The 23,637-nt window shown below is 37.6% G+C and carries 16 protein-coding genes; 14 read left to right on the plus strand and 2 right to left on the minus strand.

Annotated features, from left to right (window positions below; genetic code table 11):
• The first annotated feature begins 153 nt into the window (after positions 1-153).
• The 8 genes from ACY2A0_RS17160 to ACY2A0_RS17195 are packed head-to-tail and all read left to right on the plus strand — an operon-like array spanning position 154 to position 12,711.
• Positions 154-3,348 (plus strand): SusC/RagA family TonB-linked outer membrane protein, encoded by a 3,195-nt coding sequence (locus ACY2A0_RS17160; protein WP_461790604.1) that lies wholly within the window; start codon positions 154-156, stop codon positions 3,346-3,348.
• An 11-nt stretch (positions 3,349-3,359) separates the two neighbouring features.
• A complete protein-coding gene (locus ACY2A0_RS17165; protein WP_461790605.1) occupies positions 3,360-5,171 on the plus strand; it encodes a RagB/SusD family nutrient uptake outer membrane protein in 1,812 nt (603 codons plus the stop codon).
• Between the two features lie 10 nt (positions 5,172-5,181).
• Positions 5,182-6,771 carry a DUF5123 domain-containing protein gene (locus tag ACY2A0_RS17170; RefSeq protein ID WP_461790606.1) on the plus strand — a complete coding sequence of 530 codons (1,590 nt, stop codon included), beginning with the start codon at positions 5,182-5,184 and terminating at the stop codon, positions 6,769-6,771.
• Between the two features lie 54 nt (positions 6,772-6,825).
• A complete protein-coding gene (locus tag ACY2A0_RS17175; RefSeq protein ID WP_461790607.1) occupies positions 6,826-7,581 on the plus strand; it encodes a rhamnogalacturonan acetylesterase in 756 nt (251 codons plus the stop codon).
• Complete coding sequence (locus tag ACY2A0_RS17180) at positions 7,581-8,561, plus strand: pectinesterase family protein (protein WP_461790608.1); 981 nt, start codon at positions 7,581-7,583, stop codon at positions 8,559-8,561. Before ACY2A0_RS17175 ends, ACY2A0_RS17180 begins: the two co-directional genes overlap by 1 nt.
• Before the next feature lie 27 nt (positions 8,562-8,588).
• A complete protein-coding gene (locus ACY2A0_RS17185; protein ID WP_461790609.1) occupies positions 8,589-9,536 on the plus strand; it encodes a pectinesterase family protein in 948 nt (315 codons plus the stop codon).
• 14 nt (positions 9,537-9,550) lie between these two features.
• Positions 9,551-11,053: a pectate lyase gene (locus tag ACY2A0_RS17190; RefSeq protein ID WP_461790610.1), complete on the plus strand. Its 1,503-nt coding sequence runs from the start codon at positions 9,551-9,553 to the stop codon at positions 11,051-11,053.
• 56 nt (positions 11,054-11,109) lie between these two features.
• Positions 11,110-12,711 carry a glycoside hydrolase family 43 protein gene (locus ACY2A0_RS17195; protein ID WP_461790611.1) on the plus strand — a complete coding sequence of 534 codons (1,602 nt, stop codon included), beginning with the start codon at positions 11,110-11,112 and terminating at the stop codon, positions 12,709-12,711.
• Between the two features lies 1 nt (position 12,712).
• Here the strand turns inward: ACY2A0_RS17195 and ACY2A0_RS17200 are convergent, their stop codons facing one another.
• A complete protein-coding gene (locus tag ACY2A0_RS17200) occupies positions 12,713-14,047 on the minus strand; it encodes a DNA/RNA non-specific endonuclease (protein ID WP_461790612.1) in 1,335 nt (444 codons plus the stop codon).
• 330 nt (positions 14,048-14,377) lie between these two features.
• Here ACY2A0_RS17200 and ACY2A0_RS17205 point away from each other — a divergent pair, with 330 nt between their 5' ends.
• From ACY2A0_RS17205 to ACY2A0_RS17230, 6 genes are all read left to right on the plus strand, one after another.
• Positions 14,378-16,054: a glycoside hydrolase family 28 protein gene (locus ACY2A0_RS17205; RefSeq protein WP_461790613.1), complete on the plus strand. Its 1,677-nt coding sequence runs from the start codon at positions 14,378-14,380 to the stop codon at positions 16,052-16,054.
• On the plus strand, positions 16,054-17,997 hold the full coding sequence (locus ACY2A0_RS17210; RefSeq protein ID WP_461790614.1) for a glycoside hydrolase family 88 protein: 1,944 nt from the start codon (positions 16,054-16,056) through the stop codon (positions 17,995-17,997). The genes ACY2A0_RS17205 and ACY2A0_RS17210 overlap by 1 nt, the downstream gene beginning before the upstream one ends.
• Before the next feature lie 52 nt (positions 17,998-18,049).
• The gene (gene pelA, locus ACY2A0_RS17215; protein WP_461790615.1) at positions 18,050-19,078 is read left to right on the plus strand and encodes a pectate lyase; all 1,029 of its coding nucleotides are present in this window, start codon (positions 18,050-18,052) and stop codon (positions 19,076-19,078) included.
• Between the two features lie 466 nt (positions 19,079-19,544).
• Positions 19,545-20,081 carry a hypothetical protein gene (locus tag ACY2A0_RS17220; protein WP_461790616.1) on the plus strand — a complete coding sequence of 179 codons (537 nt, stop codon included), beginning with the start codon at positions 19,545-19,547 and terminating at the stop codon, positions 20,079-20,081.
• A gap of 165 nt (positions 20,082-20,246) precedes the next feature.
• Entirely contained in the window at positions 20,247-20,804 is a 558-nt protein-coding gene (locus tag ACY2A0_RS17225) for a DUF3347 domain-containing protein (protein ID WP_461790617.1), read from the plus strand.
• Positions 20,805-20,909: 105 nt separating this feature from the next.
• Complete coding sequence (locus tag ACY2A0_RS17230) at positions 20,910-22,178, plus strand: citrate synthase (protein WP_461790618.1); 1,269 nt, start codon at positions 20,910-20,912, stop codon at positions 22,176-22,178.
• A 367-nt stretch (positions 22,179-22,545) separates the two neighbouring features.
• Here ACY2A0_RS17230 and ACY2A0_RS17235 read toward each other — a convergent pair whose 3' ends face one another.
• Positions 22,546-23,619 (minus strand): DUF3667 domain-containing protein, encoded by a 1,074-nt coding sequence (locus ACY2A0_RS17235; RefSeq protein ID WP_461790619.1) that lies wholly within the window; start codon positions 23,617-23,619, stop codon positions 22,546-22,548.
• Positions 23,620-23,637: the final 18 nt, after the last annotated feature.

Genomic DNA, 23,637 nt, shown 5'->3' on the forward strand with positions numbered 1-23,637 from the left:
TATAATTTTTACTTGTATTTGGCAACGTTGTCGGGAACGATTGCATAAATTTATAACTAGTGTTTCACGGTATATCTTAAAAAAACGTTGTAGAATTGTTTTAGGAAGGCTCTAGGGCCTATCTGCGTATAACCAAATTTTTAACCATATTGTATGAAAAAATTCTTGCTGTTTTTTTGTGTTTTGGCTATTGGCGTTCAGCTAGTGCAGGCACAAACAAGGCCAGTAACAGGAAAGGTAACTGAAAAAGCTACCGGATCTCCGATTCCTGGTGTAGCCGTTACCATTAAAGGAACAAAAAATGCGGTATCTACCGATGCCAACGGTATTTATAAAATCAGTGTGCCAAGTTCCGGCAACACTATTTTAGTTTTTAATTCCATAGGATTTGATAACCAGGAGATTGCCGTAGGCGCAAAATCTCAGGTTAACGCTTCAATGGAAGAAAGTTCAACAACACTTAACGAAGTTAAAATCGTAAACATAGGCTACGGCACTGTTAAACGTGAAGCAATAACTGGTGCTGTTTCTTCTGTTAGTGCAGCTACCATTGCTGCTGCTCCTGTTTCTTCTGCTTTAGAAGCTATACAGGGTAGGGTGGCAGGTGTTAATATTGCTACAACAGAAGGATCTCCCGATGCTGAAATAAACGTTCGAGTGAGGGGCGGGTCGTCGATTACACAAAGCAATGAGCCGCTGTATATTGTTGACGGATTTCCAGTAAATACTATAGCTGATATTGCACCTCAGGATATCGAAAGCATTGACATTCTTAAAGATGCTTCCTCTACCGCAATTTATGGTTCTCGTGGAGCAAATGGGGTTATTCTAGTTACCACCAAAAGTTCAAAAGATAGTAAAACTAGTATTTCGTACAATTTATTTGGCGGTTTTAGAAAGATAGCCAATACTTTAGACGTTTTAACTCCATCTGACTATGTTCTATGGCAATACGAACACGAAAGACTATTAGCTCCTGGAGCAAGTTCGCTACCTGGATATACTGATTATTTTGGTGCATTTGGTGATATGGACTTGTATAACAACATCGCCACTAATGATTGGCAAAACATTGTCTTCGGTCGCAGAGGAAATACGATAAATAGTAACTTAAGCATTATGGGGGGAAGTGATAAAACCAAATATAGCTTAAGTCACAATTTTGTGAAAGACAGGGCGATTATGTTATTGTCAGGATTTCAACGTCAAAATATCAACTTCAAATTAAATCATAAGCTTTATAAATCGTTATCTATTGATGTTGGTTTGCGTTACTCGGATACCAGAACAAACGGTGGTGGTGCAAACGAAACAAAAGAGATTTCATCTGCAGATTCTCGGTTGAAATATGCCGTGTTATATCCGCCATTTTCTGTGCCTGGTTTAACTACCAATGACAACATCGAAGATGATTTTAATTTATATAACCCAACCACTGCTGTAACAGACAATGATCAGCTGATTACACGTAAACAATATACATTTACTGCTGCAGCTACCTACGACATTATAGATGATCTTAAGTTCAGATCAGATTTAGGCTACGAAGTTGGAAATAATACAAATGATAGGTTTTACGGATTAACTACATACTATGTCAGAAATGTACCGGGTGTATTGAATCAAAATATGCCTGCTTTAACTATTGCAAATTCTAATCGTATTTCGTTAAGAAACACAAATACAATTAATTACAACTTCAGAAAGGTGTTGTCAAAAAATCATAATCTTACAGCGCTACTCGGTCAAGAATATTTAAAAGTTGAAAATTCCGTTTTGAATAATGTTATTCATGGCTATCCTGTAAATTTCAATTTTAACCAAACTCGTTTATTTACCACTCAAGGTGTCCCTTTTTCAATAGATAATGCTTTTTCTCCAGATGATAAACTTCTTTCTTTTTTTGGTAGAGCAAATTATGACTACAAAGGTAAGTATTTATTGAGCGTTGCTTTTAGAGCGGACGGTTCATCTAAGTTTGGCGATGGAAACAAATGGGGTTATTTCCCATCAGTATCTGGTGCATGGCGAATCATTCAGGAAGACTTCATGTCAAGGACTAAATCTTGGTTGTCAGATTTAAAACTGAGGGCTAGTTATGGCGAGTCGGGAAATAACAACATTCTACCTGGTCAGATTCAACAGGCTTACACTAATGGTACCACAAGTTGGATTAATGGAGCAACCAATTTTTGGTCTACTGGTAAAATATTATTCAACCCTGACTTGAAATGGGAAACTACAGTTTCTCGTAATATTGGTTTAGATTTCAGTTTCTTTAATTCTAAATTGTCTGCTACTGCTGATGCGTATCTTAATAATACAAAAGATTTATTGATTCTATATCCGATTACTGGTATTGGCTACGAAAACCAATACAGAAATATTGGTGAAACTCAAAATAAAGGATTGGAATTTAGTTTAAACTACAAAGCAATTCAGAAAAAGAACTTCGATCTTGGTTTTAATGCTAATATCTCTTTTAACAGAAACAAAGTAGTTTCGTTAGGTGCGATAGAAAACATCAACGGAACATCAGGATGGGCATCTACTGCTATAGGCGAGGATTATAAGGTTTTAGTGGGTAGTTCGTTGGGTCAAATTTATGGCTATAGAAGTGCTGGGCGATATGAGGTTTCAGATTTCTCGGGTGTAAACGGCTCAACATGGACACTTGCTACAGGGGTGCCTAGTGCAAGTAGCGTAGTCGGTAACATCAGACCAGGACAACACAAGCTAGTTGATATTAACGGTGATGGTGTTGTTAATAATAGCGATAGAACCGTTATTGGTAATGCACTTCCCAAACATACTGGTGGTTTTGCGCTAAACGGCCGTGTATTTGATTTTGACTTTGGAGCTTATTTTAATTGGAGTTATGGTAATGATGTGTATAATGCAAATAAAATCGAGTACACTTCAACGGGAAACACAAGTTACAGGAACCTAATTAGTGAGATGGCCACAGGCAAAAGGTGGACAAATCTTCGTGCAGATGGTACAATTAGTAACAACCCAGCTGAATTAACTGCACTGAATGCTAATACAACGTTGTGGTCTCCTTATACTAACTATGTTTTATCAGATTGGGCAGTTGAAGATGGCTCTTTTTTAAGGCTTTCGACAGTGACTTTAGGTTATACATTACCTCAAGATTTATCAGCCAAGATGAAAGTTAAAAAAATGAGATTGTATGTTTCTGGGAATAATGTATTTGTTTTAACCAATTATTCAGGTTACGATCCTGAAGTTTCTACCAGAAGAGGTACTGGATTAACGCCTGGTGTGGATTATTCTGCCTATCCAAGAAGTAGATCAATTATATTCGGTTTAAACGTTAACTTTTAATACAAAAAGTGATGAAAAAAATTAACTATATATCGTTTTTTACCGCAGTTTTAATACTGTTAGGCGGCTGTAAAAACGTACTAGATGCTCCACTTAAGTCTGCAATAGAAGATAAAGAATTGTATTCGACTGTTAGGTTAGCAGAGGGTGTAATAACAGGTATTTTGCAAACATTTGCTGAAACTAACTCATATAGAGGTAGGTATATCGCACTTTATGGAACTAATAATGATACCGAAATTTTATCAGGTATTACGTCGTTCACTACCGAAAAGTCTCGCATGGGTAACTATAATACCAACGTTAATAATACTCAGATGAACGCAAGTACAAATGTGTTTGCGATGTTGTATTCTGGTATTGAACGTGCAAATTTGGCTATTAGGGGATTTAAAGAATACGGAAATATTGACAATAATGCCCAATTAGCCCAGTTGTATGGTGAAGTACTTACGTTAAGGGCATTTATGTACATGGATTTAATTAAGGGATGGGGGAATGTGCCTGCTAGATTTGAACCTGTAACAAATGCTACGCTAAATTTGCCGAGATCAGATATGGATGTCATCTATAAAAAAATTCTTGCAGATTTAGCAGAAGCTCAAAATTACCTAGCTTGGCCAAATGCAACCGCAAGAACTTCTACAGTTGAGAACATAAACAAAGCTTTCGCTAAAGGTTTGAGGGCACGTATTGCGTTGATGGCAGGTGGCTATAATATGCACCTGGACGGTGTAACTCGCTTGAGTAATGATCCTGATCTTTCTAAGTCAAAAATGTATCAGATTGTAAAAGATGAATGTTTAGCCTTAATTAATGAGAACAGAGGAGTCTTGATGCCAAGTTTCCAAACTGTATTTCAAAATTTATGTAAAGAAATTACAACTGCTGGGCAGGAGTCTATGTGGGAAATTCCTTTTGCAGAAGGCAGAGGAAGAGTAATATTTGATTTGGGTGTAGCGCATGCTACAATCGATAAATATACTGGTCAAGCTAGAGGCGGTTCTGTTTTAGCAAATCCTACAGTTTGGTATGAATTTGATAAAGAGGATACTCGTAGAAATGTAAGTGTAACACCTTACGGATGGGGACCGGCAACTGCGACAACCGCAGTTCAAAGAATCTCCACACTAAGCACAATGTACCTAGGTAAATATCGCTACGAATGGATGACTAGGCGAGTTACATCAACTAATGATGATGGTATCAATTGGATGGTAATGCGATTTTCTGATGTAATATTGATGGCCGCTGAGGCGATTAATGAATTGGATGGGCCTGCAGCTGCACTTCCTCAAGTTAAGAAAATAGTTGATAGAGCTTACGGCACAAATACAGCAAAGGCAGCTGCTTACATGACTTATGCTTCTAGTTTCTCAGATAAGCAACAGTTTTTAGAAAATGTAATCATGAAACAGAGAGCTTTAGAGTTTGTAGGAGAAATGATTAGAAAACAAGATTTAATCCGTTGGAATAAGCTAGATGATGTTTTGTCATTAAATCGTGCCAAGTTGCAAGACTTACATAATAGAGCGAATGATTATGCACAACTACCCACTAAAGTGTATTGGAAGTTAAATGCTGATAACGAAACTTTGGATATTTATGGATTGGAGAAAGGTGATACTGACGCGATTGGTGCTGCTAAAACCGGCTATACGGCAGTAGACTGGAGACTTTCATCTACAGTTTCTGGTACATCTGTAGAGACTTGGAATGCAATTTACGTAAAACAGCCGAGCAAACAACCTCACTGGCCTATTTGGCAGGTGTTCTTGGACGCTTCTGATGGTAAGCTTAATAATAGTTATTTGGGACTTTAATCGAACTGCGATGAAATTAAATTTTAATAAGATTATTTTAACGATCTTAACTTTTTCAACTTTATTTTTAGGTTGTAAAGAAACTGAACTTAAGGAAATAGAGGCAAGCTTTGCCCGATCGTTCGCTGTTAGTGGGCTTAAAGTAGTAATATCAGGTAAAGTCAACGCAATTTTTAGTTGGGAAAAAATTAAAAATACGAAATCTTACACTATTGAAATATTTCAAACAGCTGATTATAGCGGTACTCCGTCCAGGGTAATTACTGATATTTCAAACACTTTATTGAGTTATACAGTTACTGGCTTAAATGGCGATACCCAATACTATGCTAGAATGAAGTCTGTTGGTACAAATGGCGCTGCAGATTCTCAATGGGTAAATATTTCATTTAAAACGGAGCCGGAGCAGATTTTTCAAGATATCACTTCAGACAAGTTGACTCCTAATTCGGTAACTTTAAACTGGCCTGCTGCATCTAGTGTCACCACAGTTAAAGTAATGCCAGGTGATATAACCAAAACTTTAACTGCGACGGAAATTAGCGCAGGGCAGACTACCATTACAGGTTTGTCTCCATTAACTACATACACCGCAACTATTTTAAATAATACTGCTGTAAGAGGAACCAAGAATTTTACCACTTTGCCTAACCTGCCGACAGGTGCTGATGTAGTTTATGTGACGGCAACGGATGACTTGGCAGCAAAAATACAAGCCGCTACAGCAAGTACAAGATTTGTAGTATTGCAAGGAACTAAGTATAACTCTGATTTAACGGTTGTTTTACCAGCAGGTTTGGACATTAGTATTATTGGAGAAGCGGGACCTGTAAAACCTATTATTTCTTTTTCTTTGATCACGTTACCTACAACTGGTGGTAAACTTCATTTCGAAAATGTAGATATAACCGGATACGCAAATGGAGACGCAACTACAAGCAAGCGTCAATATCTAATTAATCAAAGTACTACTTCAACAATGGAACAGGTGTCTTTTGAAAATTGTACGATAAGGAATTTAGTTAATACCGCTTTGCGCTTGCAAGGCACTAATCCAATTACAATAAATAAAGTGATTGTTAACAAGTGTACTATAGAAGATATTAGCAATAACGGAAGTAATGGAGCTTACGCATTCATTAATACTAACGTTGCGACGGGAAAAATCAATAATATTACTTTAACAAATAATACATTTTCAAATATCGGTTATGGCCTAATCTTGCATAATTTAGCGCCTTCTGTTACTGTTGCCGTTGAAAATAATACGTTTTATAATATTGTAGGCGATGCGAGATACCTTATCGATTATAATGCTCAAATAGTATCTTCATCATATACTTTTAAGAATAATATTATTGCTAAAAGTTATTCTCCAGCTAACACGTCTCGAGGCTTGCGTGGTGGTACTACAGCCACATTAGAAAATAATTATCAAGCTTCCGATGTGATATTTTCAAGCAACGCTATTCCAGGTATCAATGCATATACAGGTACCTCGACTACGTTATTTACTGCTCCTGCTACTGGTAATTTTAAAATTAAAGATGATACTTTCGCAGGGAAATCTAGCGCAGGAGATCCAAGGTGGAGGTTATAGTTTAACATAATGAGATGGGGCCGATAAAGCCCCATCTTTTTTTAAAGCTTTTTTATGATACGTCATTTTCTATTATTTTCTTTCATTTTAGCAGCTACATTTTTTCAAGTTTCCCAAAATAAAACAACGGTATTTATTATAGGCGATTCCACTGCTGCCAATAAGCTTACTACTGCTTATCCGGAAACTGGTTGGGGAATGCCATTTTCTTATTTCTTTGATCAAACCGTTGCAGTAAACAACTTAGCTAAAAACGGTCGTAGTACGCGTACTTTTCTGAGTGAAGGCTTGTGGACTACAGCTTTGTCCACAATGAAAAATGGAGATTACGTATTGATTCAATTTGGGCATAACGATGAAAGCAAAGAGAAAACAGATCGTTATACTACACCAGAACAATACAAGGAAAACCTAGTTAAGTTCGTAAACGAGACCAGGGCAAAACAAGCAACGCCAATTTTAATTACGCCAGTTTCTAGAAGGAAATTTGATAAGGATGCAAATGCTTTAGAAACACACAAGGAGTATACACCATTGGTTAAGGAGATAGCTGCTAAACTTAATGTGCCTTTGATTGATTTGGATGAAAAAAGCCGAGCGTTATATCAGCAGTTTGGTGAGGAAAATTCGAAATTGTTGTTTCTACAACTTCAAGCTAATGAACACCCAAATTATCCAGACGGCAAAGTAGATAATACTCATTTTAGTGAATTTGGTGCCCGAAAAATAGCACAAATTGTGCTTCAAGAGATTAAAAACCTAAACTTGCCCTTGGCTCAAAATATCATAAAACCAATTGTGAAAAAGTAATGCGAACCAAGTTGCTCATTTGTTTGATTTCAGTGCTGTGGAACTTTGCTATTGCTCAAGAACAGCAAAAGGCACAAACGGCTGGTACTTATGATTTTGTAGTAGCGAAAGACGGTTCCGGAAATTTTAATACGGTTCAGGAAGCTTTAAATGCTGTGCCTGATTTCAGAAAAGTAACCACAACTATCTTTATTAAAAATGGAGTTTATAAGGAAAAGTTGAATCTTTCAAATTCCAAACAAATGGTTACGCTTATTGGAGAGAGCGTCGAAAAAACGATTCTAACGTATGACGATTGGGCGCAAAAGAAGAACATTTTCGGCGAAGAAAAAGGGACTTCTGGCTCATCTAGCTTTTACGTGTACGGCCCACAATTCACAGCTCAAAATATTACTTTCCAAAATTCAGCGGGACCGGTTGGACAGGCTGTAGCTCTTTTTGTTGCTGGAGATAAAGCTCGCTTCATCAACTGTAGAATGTTAGGATTTCAAGACACACTTTATACCTATGGTTATGGCAGCAGGCAGTATTACTACAAATGCTATGTTGAGGGTACTGTCGATTTCATATTCGGCTCATCTACAGCAGTATTCGATCAATGCGAAATTTTTGGAAAAACAGCGGGTTATTTCACTGCTGCATCTACACCTGATAGCATCAAATATGGTTACGTTTTTATCAATACTAAGTTTTCGGGAAGTGCGCCACAAGATTCTTTTTACTTAGGCAGACCTTGGAGGCCATTCGCTAAAACGGTGTTGATCAACTGTGACCTTGGTAAGCAAGTAAAGCCAGAAGGATGGCACAATTGGAACAAGCCAGATGCCGAAAAAACGTCATTTTATGCTGAATATAGAAGTAGAGGCATCGGTGCAAATGATAAAGCTCGTGTGAAATGGTCGCACCAACTTACTGAAAAGGAAGTAAAAGATCAGTTTACATTAGAGAAAATATTTAATGGCTGGAAACCTATCGATTAATTATTTGAATTGAGAATCTCGTTTAAAATGAAAAAGATAACCTTATTGATATACTTTTTGTCGGTTTTCGGGTTCTGTTTCGCTCAGGAATATCCAAAAGAACTGACCGTAGCGCAAGACGGTTCAGGCAACTATAAAACGATACAGGAAGCGGTAATGGCCGTAAGAGATTATAGCGAGGAACAGGTGATCATCCATATCAAAAAAGGGATTTATAAAGAGAAGCTAATCATCCCAGCCCAAAAGATAAGGATAAAATTGCTTGGAGAAGACAAGGAAAATACGATCATTACCTACGATGATTATTCTGGAAAAGGAGCTATAAATACCTACACTTCACATTCAGTTTTAGTTCAAGGAAATGACTTTGTGGCAGAAAATTTAACCTTTCAAAACTCGGCAGGACCAGTTGGACAAGCTGTGGCTTTGCATGTTGAAGCTGATCGTGTGGTCATCCGTAACTGTAATATTATTGGAAATCAAGACACCTTATTTCTTTCAGCAGACACCAGCCGACAATACTATGTCAACTGTTATATTGAAGGCACTACAGACTTTATATTTGGCGCAGCTACAGTAGTTTTCGAAACGTGTCACATTCACAGCAAAAAGAACTCGTATATCACTGCTGCATCAACTACGCCATATCAGGCATTTGGTTTTGTATTCTTCAACTGTAAACTCACTGCCGATACCGCATTTAAAAAAGTATATCTCGGAAGACCGTGGAGACCTTTCGCTAAAACGGTTTTCATCAATACGGAAATGGGCGATCATATTTTGCCGCAAGGTTGGAGCCCGTGGAATAAAACAGAAAACCATAAACAAACCTACTATGCCGAATATGGTTCTTTTGGACCTGGCTTTGTCAAAGAACAGCGTATTGAGTGGTCTCATCAGCTCACTAAAAAAGAGCTAAAAAAATACAACGTAAAGAACATTTTTTCGGGAAAAGGCCAATGGCTTCCCAACTAATCTATAATATACAGATGAAAATAAATCAGAAATATTTGCTTCTTGCAGCCTTCGCATTGTTGGCGTGCTCTAAAAAAAGTACTACGCCAACCAGTACCGATAACGGTGGAAGTACTAATGTTGATAAACCTGTTCAAGTTCAGGAAACAGCATATGCTTTTCCTGGTGCAGAGGGATTTGGCAAAAATACCACTGGCGGTCGTGGTGGCAGGGTAATTAAAGTTACTAATTTGAACGATTCTGGAACTGGAAGTCTAAGAGAGGCACTTAGCGCAACTGGCGCTAGGATCATCGTTTTTGAAGTTTCTGGGAATATTGTGCTTAATAGCAGATTAGTCATCAATAATGGAAATGTAACCATAGCGGGACAAACTGCGCCTGGTGACGGCATCTGCATTCAAAACTATGAGTTGAACATCAACGCTAGTAATGTAATTGTACGCTACATGCGCTTTAGGTTAGGTGATGTAAACGTTGCTACTATTGAAAGCGACTCGTTTTGGGGACGTGGAATGGAAAATATCATGATTGATCATTGCTCTATGAGTTGGTCTATTGACGAATGTGCTTCTTTTTATCACAACAAGAACTTCACGATGCAGTGGTGCATGATCACTGAAAGCATGAATAACTCAGGTCACTCTAAAGGAGCGCATGGTTACGGTGGCATTTGGGGTGGTTCTCCTGCAACTTTTCATCATAATTTATTGGCACACCATACCAGTCGTAACCCAAGGTTCGACGGTGGTTTAAGATACAGCAACGGCAGTGGTACAGGTGTGGGTCCTTTTGGTCCTGATAAAGTAGATTACCGCAACAATGTGATTTATAATTGGAGCAGTAACAGTGCTTACGGTGGTGAAAACGGCGAATATAACATGGTTAACAACTACTACAAAGCTGGGCCTTCAACTCCTTCAAGTAAAAACAAAAGAATAATGCAGGTTACAAAAGATGTGACTACAGGAGCTTCTAATCCCGCTACTTATGGTGTTGGCTACGGCACTTTTTACATTGATGGTAATTATGTGGATGGTAACCCTACAGTTACTGCTAACAACTGGAATGGCGGCGTAGACTACGACTCTGGAATTACGGAAACAATGGTGCGTAAAACAGTGCCATTTGCAAATTCAGAACTTACCGTACATACAGCGGTCCAGGCTTATGAAGCAGTATTAAATTATGCAGGTGCTTCCTATAAAAGAGATGCGGTAGATACAAGAATAGCTAACGAAGTGCGAACAGGAACGGCTACTTACAAAGGGTCTATCTCTGGTTTGTGGGGGATCATTGATACGCAAAAAAATGTTGGAGGCTGGCCATTGCTTAGTCAAACTGCAGTTTTAAAAGATACGGATGGCGATGGAATGCCTGATGATTGGGAAATAGCTAATAAGCTTGATCCAAACAAAGCAAATGCAAACGGGAGGGACCTAAGCTCGGCTTACGATAACATCGAAGTTTATATCAACAGTTTGATTAAATCAATTACCGAAGCGCAATACAAACTTTAAACGGTATGTTTTGTAGGAAGATAAATCCACTTTTTTGCTTCGTTCGGTGTGTACTTGTGTTCATTGCATTAGGTAGTACAGCTATTGCACAGCAAGTATTACCTTATGTTTCAAAAGTTTGGGTTGCTGATCTGGGTAATGGGAAGTATAAAAATCCAGTAATTGATGCGGACTACTCCGACCCAGATGCAATTAGAGTAGGAGATAGGTTCTACATGATTGCGTCGAGCTTTGATGCTGTGCCCGGCATTCCTATTTTAGAATCTACAGATTTAGTAAACTGGCAATTAATAGGTCATGCACTACATAGACAGGTTCCTGTAGCACATTTTTCTAAAACACAGCACGGTAATGGTGTTTGGGCGCCTGCAATAAGGTACCACAATCAGCACTTTTATATTTACTATCCCGATCCGGATTTTGGGATTTACGTGATTAAAGCTAAAAATATTCACGGTCCTTGGACTGCCCCAGTTTTAGTAGAGGCCGGCAAAGGATTAATTGATCCTTGCCCGCTTTGGGATGAGGATGGAAAAGTGTATTTGGTACATGCGTACGCTGGGAGTAGAGCTGGTATTAAAAGTATTCTAGTAATTAAACAACTGAATGCTGCAGGAGATAAAACTATTGACGAAGGCAAGATTGTATTTGACGGTCACGAACAAGATCCAACACTAGAAGGACCTAAATTGTACAAGAGGAACGGTTATTACTACATTTTTGCTCCAGCTGGTGGTGTTGCAACAGGTTGGCAGTTAGTGCTTCGTTCTAAAAATATCTACGGTCCTTACGAGCGAAAAATAGTGATGGATCAAGGCAAGTCGCCAATTAATGGTCCGCATCAAGGTGCTTGGATAACTACAACGTCAGGAGAAGACTGGTTTTTACATTTTCAGGATAAAGATGCTTATGGTCGAGTGGTACATTTACAACCCATGGTGTGGCGTGATAATTGGCCAGTTATCGGCATTGATAAAGATGGTGATGGTATAGGAGAACCGGTGTTAATTTATCAAAAGCCACATACAAAATCAAGCCAAATTGCCACGCCTGCTGAAAGTGATGAGTTTAACGGAATGACATTAGGTTTGCAATGGCAATGGCAAGCTAACCCTGTAGCTACTTGGTATTTTATGAATCCGAGTAAAGGAAGTTTAAGATTATACACCGTCAAAGTTCCAGATAGTTCAAATAACTTATGGGACGTACCTAACATATTGCTTCAGAAGTTCCCAACAGAGCAATTTACTGCAACTACCAAATTGACTTTTGCAGGTAATCCAAAGTTGGAAAACGAAAAAATTGGCTTAACGATTTATGGCTTAAGTTATGCCTATTTAGCTGTTAGATCTAAAAGAGATGGTCTTCACTTGATTTATGCTACGTGTAAAAATGCCGACAAAGGGAACGAAGAGAAAGAACAAGTACTGACCAAATTGACAAGCACTACAGTTTACTTACGTGTTAGTGTAAAGCTTGGGGCAAAATGTCAATTTGCTTACAGCACAAACGGAATAGACTTTACTTCGGTAAATGAAATTTTTGACGCTGCGCCAGGTAAGTGGATAGGAGCAAAACTAGGTTTGTTCGCCATTCGTGATCAACAAACCAACGATAGCGGTTATGCTGATTTCGATTGGTTTAGGATAGAAAAGTAATTTACTGATTGTCGATTTTTTCGATTAAGATATTCCTCAGATTTGCACTCAACACAGAAAGAAACTGATATCCAGTTTTTCCCTCGATAGTTTTGATGTTCGTTCTGTAATCTCTCCAGTTGCTGCCCACCGAGTTTTCATTTGGAATAAGTACCGCTATAATTCTAGTGTTGCTATTTATTCTGGTTAAGTCATCATCGCCCAAAGGCAACACCAAAATGATTTTCCAAACGGCGTTTGGTACTGTAATTTTCCCCGATTGCAAACTATAAGTAATACCACCTTGACTACCTGTACCGCCGCTTCCAAAAGTACCAGAAATGATATAAGCCTCATTGCCAGCTTTAACTAAGGTTCTAGTATAGTCTTCTAAATTTGCCCAAACTCCTTGGTTGTTCCTTGGTGCTTGCGGCACCATGTTAGTCATCAAGAATGTAGCCGAGTTGGCTTCGGTAGTTGAAGTCCTATCTGCCGAGGGGCACATATGTCCTCTATCAAAGCCTGAGCCTGAATAACTGCTGTTTTGCACGATAAACCAACTGCTCGGCAATGAAGTGTTGGCTCTAAAGTCATCTTGTCGCTTAGCAGCACCTAAATCTTTCTCCTCTAGGTGCCAACTCACCCAGTTCGGAATCCCCTTGCTGCTATTGTAGGAACTAACGTAGTAGGGCTGTTCCAGTAAGTAATTCTCAAAATTTACAATATCGTAAGTGGCGTTGCTCGGATTGCCAAGTAAAATATGATTAACACTTTGGTTGCTAGATTGATTTTGAGTACCAGTTTTTGATCCAGCTACAATAAAATCGTCAATATTGATCCTGTTTGAAGTGCCATCTATCTTTAAAATCTTGAATCTGATTTCTCCACTGATCTTTAGCTTTAAATCTAAACTCTTTAAAGAAGTGTTATTTACCAAGATAGTATCACTTAAGGCCTTCCAAGCGGTATCAGTTGTCAAACTATAAAGCACAACAAATTTCCCTTCCGAATCATTACCATATTTAGCATATTTCAAACTTATCGCACTAATGCTTGCCGTGGTTCTAAAATTGGTATAAATGTATCCGTTGTTACGTATTCGAACTGCATTGGCTCCGTTCTTAACGTCGCTACTTAAATTTCCAATAAGCGCATCATTGAAAATCCAGCTTCCTGATTCAAGTTGAAGCTCGGCTTCTGTATAGGACGATTTAACGCCTTTCTCAAAATTTTCTTCGATCGATGGACGTTCAGGTTCCTCTATTACGCTACTAGCATCTGCCTTTTTGCAGCTAAAACTACTGATACTGATCAACAACAGTAAAGAAAAATATAGCTGCATAAGTTTTTTTTGCATTGAGGTATAATTAAGCGCATTAAATGTACTCAAAAAAGTTTTAAACCTAATTATTGTAAAAGGCGTATTTTTTTTCCTTTAGGGAGAGGTTTCTCGGCTTTTACATGTTAACACGATATCAATAATGTAAAATTGGTAACATCGCTTTTACAACCATCAATTTGGGAACGTTTGCATAGTTATTTTCGAGCTTTTAGTTCATTTACTGCACTAAACTGTGTAGACTTGTTATTGAATATTGCTATGCGCTTTCAGTTAGAATCAATAATTTTTTAATTAAAAAGCACTCAGATTTTAAGCGTAGCGTTTTTAACTAACCAATATAAATACATGGATAAGAAGAAAATTGTAGCTTCCGTTTTTGCATTACTTATTGCAGTGCCAACAATTGTATCGGCGCAAACAAGTAAGAAACCCTATTCTTTTAACAATTTGCCAGTTGTTGCAAAAACTTCTTTCAAGAAAGATACTTTTAACATTGTGAATTATGGCGCCAAAAGCGATGGAATTACTTTGGTCACTAAAAATATTAATGACGCTATTGTAGCTTGTAATAAAAAAGGTGGCGGCGTTGTAGTGGTACCTAAAGGCTTGTGGATTACAGGACCCATTGAGCTAAAAAGCAATGTCAATTTGCATCTTCAAAAGAATGCTATACTGCAATTTACCCGCGATTTTAATCAGTATCCTTTAGTAAAAAGTAATTGGGAAGGTTTACCGCAAATGCGTAACCAATCTCCGCTTTGGGCGATTAACCAAACCAATATCGCCGTTACAGGCTACGGTATTATTGATGGCGGTGGTGATGCTTGGCGAATGGTGAAAAAAAGCAAGCTAACCGAAACGCAGTGGAAAACATTAGTAGCCTCGGGTGGAGTGCTCTCTGAAGATAAAAAAACATGGTATCCTTCACAAAAGAGCTTAGAAGGTTCAAAAATCAAAGGTAATCCTGGAGAAATTAAGGCAGATAAAGACGCTGCGTATTACGACTCTTTGAAAGATTTTTTTCGTCCGAATTTGTTGGTATTCACCTCTTGTAAAAAAGTATTATTGGAGGGCGTTACTTTCCAAAATTCTGCTGCTTGGAATATTCATCCCCTAATGTGCGAAGATTTAACCGTGAGAAACGTGTACGCAAAAAACCCTTGGTATGCGCAAAACGGCGATGGTATTGACATCGAGTCATGTAAAAACGTATTGATCGAAAATAGCACTTTCGACGTAGGCGACGATGGAATTTGTATCAAGTCTGGAAGAGATGCTTGGGGACGCAAAAGAGCAATGCCTACAGAAAACGTAATCATCAGAAATAGCACCGTATACCACGCACACGGTGGCTTTGTAATCGGTAGTGAAATGAGTGGGGGTGCAAAAAATATCTTCGTGTCCGACTGCACATTCATTGGCACTGATATCGGATTGCGTTTTAAAACTACTAGAGGTAGGGGCGGTGTTGTGGAGAATATTCACATCAAAAATATCAACATGATGGATATTCCTGGCGAAGCGATATTATTTGATATGTATTATGCTGCAGTGGATCCTATTGCTTTAGTAGGCGATCAGCGTGAAGCACCTAAAGTGGAAATGTTGCCGGTTACCGAAGAGACACCTGTATTTAAAGACTTTTTTATTGACAACGTAGTTTGTGACGGTGCAGAAAAAGCCATATTTGTGCGTGGTTTGCCAGAAATGAGCATTGCCAATATCAACTTAAGTAATATCAATATTAAAGCTACAAAAGGTATTGATATTCAGGAGGGTAAAGCAATCAATTTAACTAATGTAAAACTTACTATTGAGCATGGCAACCCTCTGATTAATATTCAAAATGCCAATAATGTAAATCTTAAAAATATTGGCTACAACAGTGCTGATTTGTTATTTAGAATCAGCGGCGATAGAAATAGTAACATTAAAACTTCAGGGTTGGACGTTTCCAAAGCTCAAAAGCAAGCTGAATTTTTAAATGGTGCACAGGAAAAATCACTTCAAATTAATAAATAATGAACAAGGTTCTCAAATACGGTGCTGCTGCATTTTCGTTAGCTGTAATATCCTTCAATGCTGTTGCGCAAGTGAAATCTACTTTGCCGCTGTCTCAGCAAATGGCATCTACGGTGATGGAAATTTGGAAAGATTCACTTAATCTTAATCCGGAAGTGCCTAAAAAAGTGAAATGGGCTTATGATCAAGGTGTAGTTTTGGAAGGAATAGATGCGATTTGGCGCAGAACAGGCAATGGTGATTACTTTAAGTACATGCAAAAAAGCATGTATTTTTTCGTCACTAAAGAAGGCAATATTGAGCGCTATAAACAAAGTGATTATAACATCGACAATGTTAAAAATGGAAAAATACTACTCGATTTATATAAAGTAACTGGTCAAAAGAAATATTTTACTGCTGCTACTACATTGTGGGAGCAGCTAAAGCAGCATCCTCGCACCAATGAAGGCGGTTTTTGGCACAAAAAGGTTTACCCGTATCAAATGTGGTTGGATGGACTTTACATGGGACAACCGTTTTATGCGGAGTATGCCGCCCTCGTGAAAGACGAGGAAGCATTCGACGATATTGCAAACCAGTTTGTATGGATGGAAAAACATGCAAGGGATGCCAAAACTGGCTTACTTTATCATGGATGGGATGAGTCAAAAGCGGAAGCATGGGCAAATAAAACCACTGGTCAGTCTCCAAATTTTTGGGCTAGAGCCATGGGTTGGTACGGAATGGCTATGGTTGATGTATTGGACAACTTTCCGCAAAATCATCCTAGGAGAAAAGAAATTTTAGCAATCTTGGGCCGTTTCGCTCAAGCAGTACAAAAAGTTCAAGATCCAAAAACAGGCTTATGGTTCGATGTTTTGGACAAGCCTACCGCTAAAGGCAACTATGTGGAAGCATCTGCCTCCAGTATGTTTGTATATACTTTTGCAAAAGCGGTTAGAAATGGATGGTTGCCAGCAGCTTATTTTAGCGTTGCAGATAAAGGTTACAATGGAATTAAAAAGCAATTTATTGAACAACGATCAGCTAGTCAGGTGAATTTAAAAGGAACAGTAGAAGTTTCGGGACTGGGAGGTAAGCCCTACCGAGATGGTAGCTACGAATATTACGTTAGCGAGAAAGTGATTACCAATGATCCAAAAGGAGTGGGTGCGTTTTTGCTAGCTGCAAATGAAATGGAAATCGCTGCTACGTCTAAAATTGGCAAAAATAAAATTGTAGTTTTAGATTCATATTTCAATAATGAAGTAAAGAAAGATCAAAGTGGCAACGATCTGTCTTGGCATTACAAATGGGAAGAACGTGCCAATGGAGGCTTCTCTTTTTGGGCTGAGCAATTTGAAAATTCAGGTTTCAGAACCAATACCTTATATCAGGCCCCAACTTCAGCTAACTTAAAAACCGCTGCTGTTTATATCATTGTTGATCCTGATTTTGAAAAAGAAAATCCGAAGCCAAACTTCATTTCATCAAAAGATATAGCGCAGATTTCTGCTTGGGTTAAAGCAGGTGGCATATTGGTATTAATGGGAAATGATGCGGCGAATGTAGAGCTAGAGAACTTTAATAAGCTAGCGAATGTCTTCGGTGTTCATTTTAACGGAGATAGTAAGGGAACAGTTCCTGTAGCAACAAATTTTGAGACAGCAAAAGTGGTAGTGCCAGCTGGAAACAGCATCTTCAAACCTAAGGATTTATTTATTAAGGAGTATAGCAGCCTTAAATTATCGGGAAATGCCAAATCAGTTTTGAAAGACAAAGATGGAGATAATGTAATGTCAGTAACTAAATTCGGAAAGGGCACTGTATTCGTAATTGGTGATCCGTGGTTGTATAACGAGTACGTGGATGGACGCAAAATACCTGCGAATTACGAAAATTATCAAGCTGCGCAAGAGTTAATTAATTGGTTGGCAAAACAAACCCTCGCCAAAAAGTGAGGTAGTGATAACGTTCTTAATAAGTGTATCGCAGAAATTAAAACAGATCACAATGAAAAATATCATTCATATACTAACCATCTGCATGGTAGCTTTAAGTGGCTGTGCTACGGCGCAGAGTGTTACAAAAGCAGATGTTAAAACAGATAGCATTGCCGATAAAATGTTGGTTTACCAGCTAAGTAATGGAGGCTGGCCTAAGCAACTGGAAGATAAGAGTGTTGTCAAGTATGAAAATCCACTTACAAAGGAATTGCTTTCGAAAATTAAAGCAACCTCTCCTTTGCATGCCACCATCGATAATAACGCAACTTCTAGAGAAATTAACGCACTTGTTTTAGCATATAAAAACACTAATAATCCCGCTTATTTAAAAGCAGCGGAAAATGGAATAGATTATTTGTTAATGGCTCAATATGCCAACGGTGGCTGGCCGCAATATTATCCTGATAAAAGTAGCTACAGAGCAGAAATTACCTATAACGATAATGCGATGATTAATGCATTGACGGTAATGTTGAATATCATCGATAAAACGAATGGTTTTGATGTAGTAGATGCGAAATATGTTTCCAAAGCAGAAAGCGCTGTTAAACGCGGCATATCTTGCATTCTTAAAACACAGGTTTTACAAAATGGAAAAAAGACAATTTGGGCTGCACAATACGATCAAAATACCTTGCAACCAGCTAAAGCGAGAGCTTTTGAGCCAGCGTCTTTAAGTACAAGTGAATCGGTTGGTGTAGTTAGGTTTCTAATGAAGCTTAAGAATCCATCAACTGAAATTAAGGATGCCATCAAAAATGCAGTAGAGTGGTTTGAAAGCACCAAGATAGTTGGTTTTAAATATGATAAAATTGCTGAGAAGGACAAAGGCTTGGTTCCAAATCCCGAAGCTATAAGTTGGGCAAGATTTTACGATCTTAATACCAATAAGCCAATTTTTGGCGATAGAGATAATTCCATTAAAGATAGGGTAGAAGACATCAGTCAAGAGCGTAGGAACGGTTATGCTTGGTACGGCACCTTTGCTCAAAATTTATTGGCTAAAGAATATCCCAAATGGTTAAAAGCTAATTAAGTTTTAAAACTATTTTATAAAGGACGTATTAATTTACACCGTGAAGAACAGGCTTAAAAAAACTAAGTCTGTTCTTTTTTTGCTATTAGCTTTCTGTTGTTGTAGCATTTCTTTCTTAAATATTAGCTTTTACTAGTTCCTTTACTCCAATCTCAAGAGAACTTTCTCAGATAGTTTTAAAGGTATTCTCCTTATGCTGCCAGTGTATAATTTACACTCAACTATTCAATTGTAACAGATTTGTTTAGTTTTTAGTACATTTCATTACTGTTATGCCAGCTAATCAAAATATAGATAATTCAATTGTTTTACTCTTATAAGTTGTTGTTTGTTAGTTTTTTATATCCGTATCGTATAGACTATTCCGCCAAGTGGCATGTTGTTTGAACTTCTATGTTCAGTTGCAAGCGTAAGTTAGCAACCCCAGAAAAATTAAATCGATTTCAAAAGATTAACACAAAAAACAATGAAAAAGTATACAAAATCAATAGCGGCTGCAGTAGCTGCACTAGCTATTTTCGTAACAACTAACGCAAACGCTCAAACTGCTTCTGAACCTACAAATCCATCACGCCAAAAATTAGGTGTTGGTATTAATGCTGGTATTCCAACTAACGATGGTTCAAGTTTTGCCTTAGGAGCGGATTTACGTTACCAAGTGGATATCGATAGACAATTATCTATTCCAATTACTACAGGTTTTACCTCAATTTTTAACAAGGATATTGGTAATGTTAGTGTTGCTAATTTCAACTATATTCCTGCTAAAGCTGGTTTAAAAGTATTTTTTAGCGACAGCGGATCTGGTGCTTATGGTTTAGCAGAAGCAGGTGCTGCTTTCAGTACAAACAAAGGCGGCGGTACTTGGTTCACTTACTCACCAGCAATCGGTTACGCTTGGAGTAACGGATTGGATTTAGGTGTGAAATATGAAGGCTTGACAAAAAGTAGCGTTAACAACGGTTATGTTGGTTTACGTTTAGCTTATGGCTTCAAACTTTAAGCTGTAGTTAACAAATTATAATCGTAATATAATATTACTTAGCTCCGATAATTTTATCGGGGCTTTTTTTGTGTTTTTAGAATAATAAATGCTATTTTGAGCACAAAACAGAACATATCCAACAACGGTGTGCGCTACCAAATATATAGTTAAAATTAACCGCATATGAGAAGTAAAAAATACATTGTTTTTGTTTTACTAGCTACATCAGCCTTATTTGCATGTAACAGTAATAACAAAACCATCGAACTACGCGATAGTACGCAAATAGCTAATGCTAGTGATACTACCGCTGCTACTGATTTGGCATTTAAAAACGATACGCTTAAAAATATCTACGCAAGTTATACCAATTTGAAAGATGCGTTGGTTGCTACTAAGCCCAGTGAAGCTAAAGCAGCGGCAAGCAGTTTGGCTACAGCATTAAAAGGTTTTGAAGGTTGTGAAAGTGCAGCAAATATTGCCAATAAAATTAGTTCAGCAAGCGACATAAAAGTGCAACGTGCTGCATTTACAGATTTGAATGTTGAGTTAATCCCAGTGTTTAAACATGCTGCCCTAACAGCTGGAACCCTTTACGTTCAGCATTGCCCAATGGCAAATAACGGTGATGGTGCAGATTGGTTATCGTCAGCTAAAAAAATACAAAATCCTTACTATGGAGACGAGATGATGGAGTGTGGGAGAGTAGCTGAAGAGATTAAAGCATCTAACTTGAATTAAAAGTACATTAGAATTGTTAAAATATTTGTAACAAGTCTATAATTGTACCGCCCAAATTTTAATAAAAGAAAATAACTACTTATAATTATATAAAATTTTAGATATATGTCAACTACTGCAGAAATTAAGATAGACGGACAGACTTATGAGTTTCCGGTAATCACTGGTACAGAAGGAGAGAAAGCTATTGATATTTCAAAATTGAGAGACCTTACTGGTCATATTACGTTAGATTTTGGATATAAAAATACAGGTTCTACCAAAAGTGCAATCACCTTTTTAGATGGTGAGCAGGGAATCTTAAAATATCGCGGATACCCTATTGAAGAACTTGCAGAAAAAGCTTCGTTTTTAGAAGTGGCTTATCTGTTAATTTATGGCGAGCTTCCTTCGGCAGAAACTTTGGAGAAATTCCAAAAAGACATCAGCATGCATACCTTGATTCATGAGGATATGAAGAAGTTTTTTGATGGTTACCCGTCAAAATCGCATCCAATGGCGCAATTATCTTCATTGGTATGTTCTTTATCTACATTTTACCCTGAAAGTTTAGAAGCCAACCAATCCGATGAGGAGAAAGACCTTACTATTATTAAAATGTTAGCGAAGATGACAACCATCGTGGCTTTCATTTATAAAAAATCGTTAGGTCACCCGCTAATCTATCCAAAAAATAAATACGATTACATTACTAACTATTTGTGGATGACTTTCGGTCAACGTACCGAAGATTTCGAACCTAATCCAGTGGTAGTAAGTGCTATGAACAAATTATTGATTCTTCATGCTGATCACGAGCAAAATTGTTCTACATCAACAGTAAGAATTGTGGGTTCATCAGACTGTAACTTATATGCTTCAATTTCTGCAGGTATTTCAGCACTTTGGGGTCCATTACATGGTGGTGCTAACCAAGCTGTAATTGAAATGCTAGAAAAAATCAAAGCTGACGGCGGCGATACAGATAAGTGGATTGCTAAAGCGAAGGATAAAAATGATCCTTTCCGTATGATGGGTTTTGGTCACCGTGTATACAAAAATTTTGATCCACGTGCTAAAATCATCAAAAAAGCTTGTGATGATATTTTAGAAAGCTTAGGAATCAACGATCCAGTGTTGGAAATTGCGAAGAAATTAGAGCAGGCAGCACTAACAGATCAGTATTTCATTGATCGTAAATTGTATCCTAACGTAGATTTCTACTCGGGTATCATTTACAGGGCATTGGGTTTCCCTTCTGAAATGTTCACCGTACTATTTGCGTTGGGACGTCTTCCTGGATGGATTGCACAATGGAAAGAAATGAGAAGTAATAAAGAGCCTATCGGCAGACCACGTCAAATTTACGTTGGTGATGTAAATAAGCACATGTAATATAAGAACTCTCTTTACAACCAAATATAGTTGTTTAAGCCGGTGGATACCGGCTTTTTTTATGTCTTAATTTTGGTTTTGGAAGCTTAAGTCAGGTTTTCACATCTTCCGATAGTCCCGCTTTTCCCTACAATCTTTTTACTGTATTCCTATTGCCTCTCATGCAGTGATTATTTACCTGCCCACTAGGTTATTTAAAACCTCAGCAATAACAAAAAGTATTTTCGGTACAATCGGGCTTAAATAGCAAAGTGCCTGCTAGTTAAATTAGCACATCATCGGCGCTTCTTTAACGAGACATAGTTCGATATTGACTTGTAATAGTATAAGTCACAAAAACCAATGAAATATACTTTAATACAGAAGATTACCCGCCGATAAAACTAATAGCGATAATACCTAGAAAGCAAATGGTCAACAAAATACTGTAGCAAAATCCTAGGAAGAACACCTTCAATACAGTGATCCATCTGCTACTACCGTAAAAAGTTCGTAATGATCGATAAATATACCAGACGATGTAAATAAAGCCTGCAAATTGTATCCACGAGCTGATGTCGAGAACAAATCCACTAAGCCAGCTGAATGCCTTGATCAAAATAAAGCTTAAAAATAAGGCCGAGTGCGTATGAAAAGAATAAATTAAATGTTCATAGTAAAATCGATGTTTCCTAATGTACACCAACTTCAAAATCAAAGCGAATAAAGGCAACAATACGAACATCATCTTAGGGATGAATTTAATGATATCCTCTTGAATTTTCTTTTTAGGATCCGGATAACTCTTGAACTGGATACTCTTTTTAGTAAAATAGTTTACAATGAAATTATCTCGTTTTTCTTTAGGTAAGGCACGTTGTTTCTTTTCATAGTCTTCCACCGTTTTTTCTTCGGAAAACATATCAAAATTTCCTTTTTTAAATTGAGCGGAGTCAATTTTTAAAGATGCATGTCCTTTTGCTTTAATTTCAGCTTTTACTTCATTGATGATACTGTCTTTTTGTGACCTACTAATTGGTAGATATCTCAGTATTTGTTTAACATCGGCAACATCATCAATTTCAACCGAATCTTGTTGTATCTCTTGAGCAACCTTAGCTACTGATTTTTCTTCATGTTTCTTTTTCTCACTGCCACTAAATATCAAAATAAAAAATACGATACTAATGAAAATGTACAGTTTGATGGGATGAAGAAATGAAACTCTTTTTCCTGCTACATAATCTACAGTAAGTTTGCCCGGCTTGAAAAGTAGCGGCTTAATAGTGCCAAAAAATTTATGTTCGAAGTGGAAATAATCTGCAATAGCATGAGTAATCATGTGCAAAGCATCTTCTTTCAACTCAATGTTTTCCTGTCCGCAGTGTGGGCAATAGGTTTCTTCAACGTCGTGACCACAATTTAAACAGTTTTTCTCTTTCCTAAGCTTTACGGATGACATCGGAACGTAATGATAATA

The sequence above is a fragment of the Pedobacter sp. genome (genome assembly GCF_965249885.1).
Lineage (GTDB): Bacteria > Bacteroidota > Bacteroidia > Sphingobacteriales > Sphingobacteriaceae > Pedobacter.

What these genes read in the sequence shown, in the direction of transcription:
- ACY2A0_RS17160 (WP_461790604.1), top strand. Translation starts at nt 154, where the DNA reads ATGAAAAAATTCTTGCTGTTTTTTTGTGTTTTGGCTATTGGCGTTCAG.
- ACY2A0_RS17165 (WP_461790605.1), top strand. Translation starts at nt 3,360, where the DNA reads ATGAAAAAAATTAACTATATATCGTTTTTTACCGCAGTTTTAATACTG.
- ACY2A0_RS17170 (WP_461790606.1), top strand. Translation starts at nt 5,182, where the DNA reads ATGAAATTAAATTTTAATAAGATTATTTTAACGATCTTAACTTTTTCA.
- ACY2A0_RS17175 (WP_461790607.1), top strand. Translation starts at nt 6,826, where the DNA reads ATGATACGTCATTTTCTATTATTTTCTTTCATTTTAGCAGCTACATTT.
- ACY2A0_RS17180 (WP_461790608.1), top strand. Translation starts at nt 7,581, where the DNA reads ATGCGAACCAAGTTGCTCATTTGTTTGATTTCAGTGCTGTGGAACTTT.
- ACY2A0_RS17185 (WP_461790609.1), top strand. Translation starts at nt 8,589, where the DNA reads ATGAAAAAGATAACCTTATTGATATACTTTTTGTCGGTTTTCGGGTTC.
- ACY2A0_RS17190 (WP_461790610.1), top strand. Translation starts at nt 9,551, where the DNA reads ATGAAAATAAATCAGAAATATTTGCTTCTTGCAGCCTTCGCATTGTTG.
- ACY2A0_RS17200 (WP_461790612.1), bottom strand. Translation starts at nt 14,047, where the DNA reads ATGCAAAAAAAACTTATGCAGCTATATTTTTCTTTACTGTTGTTGATC.
- ACY2A0_RS17205 (WP_461790613.1), top strand. Translation starts at nt 14,378, where the DNA reads ATGGATAAGAAGAAAATTGTAGCTTCCGTTTTTGCATTACTTATTGCA.
- ACY2A0_RS17210 (WP_461790614.1), top strand. Translation starts at nt 16,054, where the DNA reads ATGAACAAGGTTCTCAAATACGGTGCTGCTGCATTTTCGTTAGCTGTA.
- pelA (WP_461790615.1), top strand. Translation starts at nt 18,050, where the DNA reads ATGAAAAATATCATTCATATACTAACCATCTGCATGGTAGCTTTAAGT.
- ACY2A0_RS17220 (WP_461790616.1), top strand. Translation starts at nt 19,545, where the DNA reads ATGAAAAAGTATACAAAATCAATAGCGGCTGCAGTAGCTGCACTAGCT.
- ACY2A0_RS17225 (WP_461790617.1), top strand. Translation starts at nt 20,247, where the DNA reads ATGAGAAGTAAAAAATACATTGTTTTTGTTTTACTAGCTACATCAGCC.
- ACY2A0_RS17230 (WP_461790618.1), top strand. Translation starts at nt 20,910, where the DNA reads ATGTCAACTACTGCAGAAATTAAGATAGACGGACAGACTTATGAGTTT.
- ACY2A0_RS17235 (WP_461790619.1), bottom strand. Translation starts at nt 23,619, where the DNA reads ATGTCATCCGTAAAGCTTAGGAAAGAGAAAAACTGTTTAAATTGTGGT.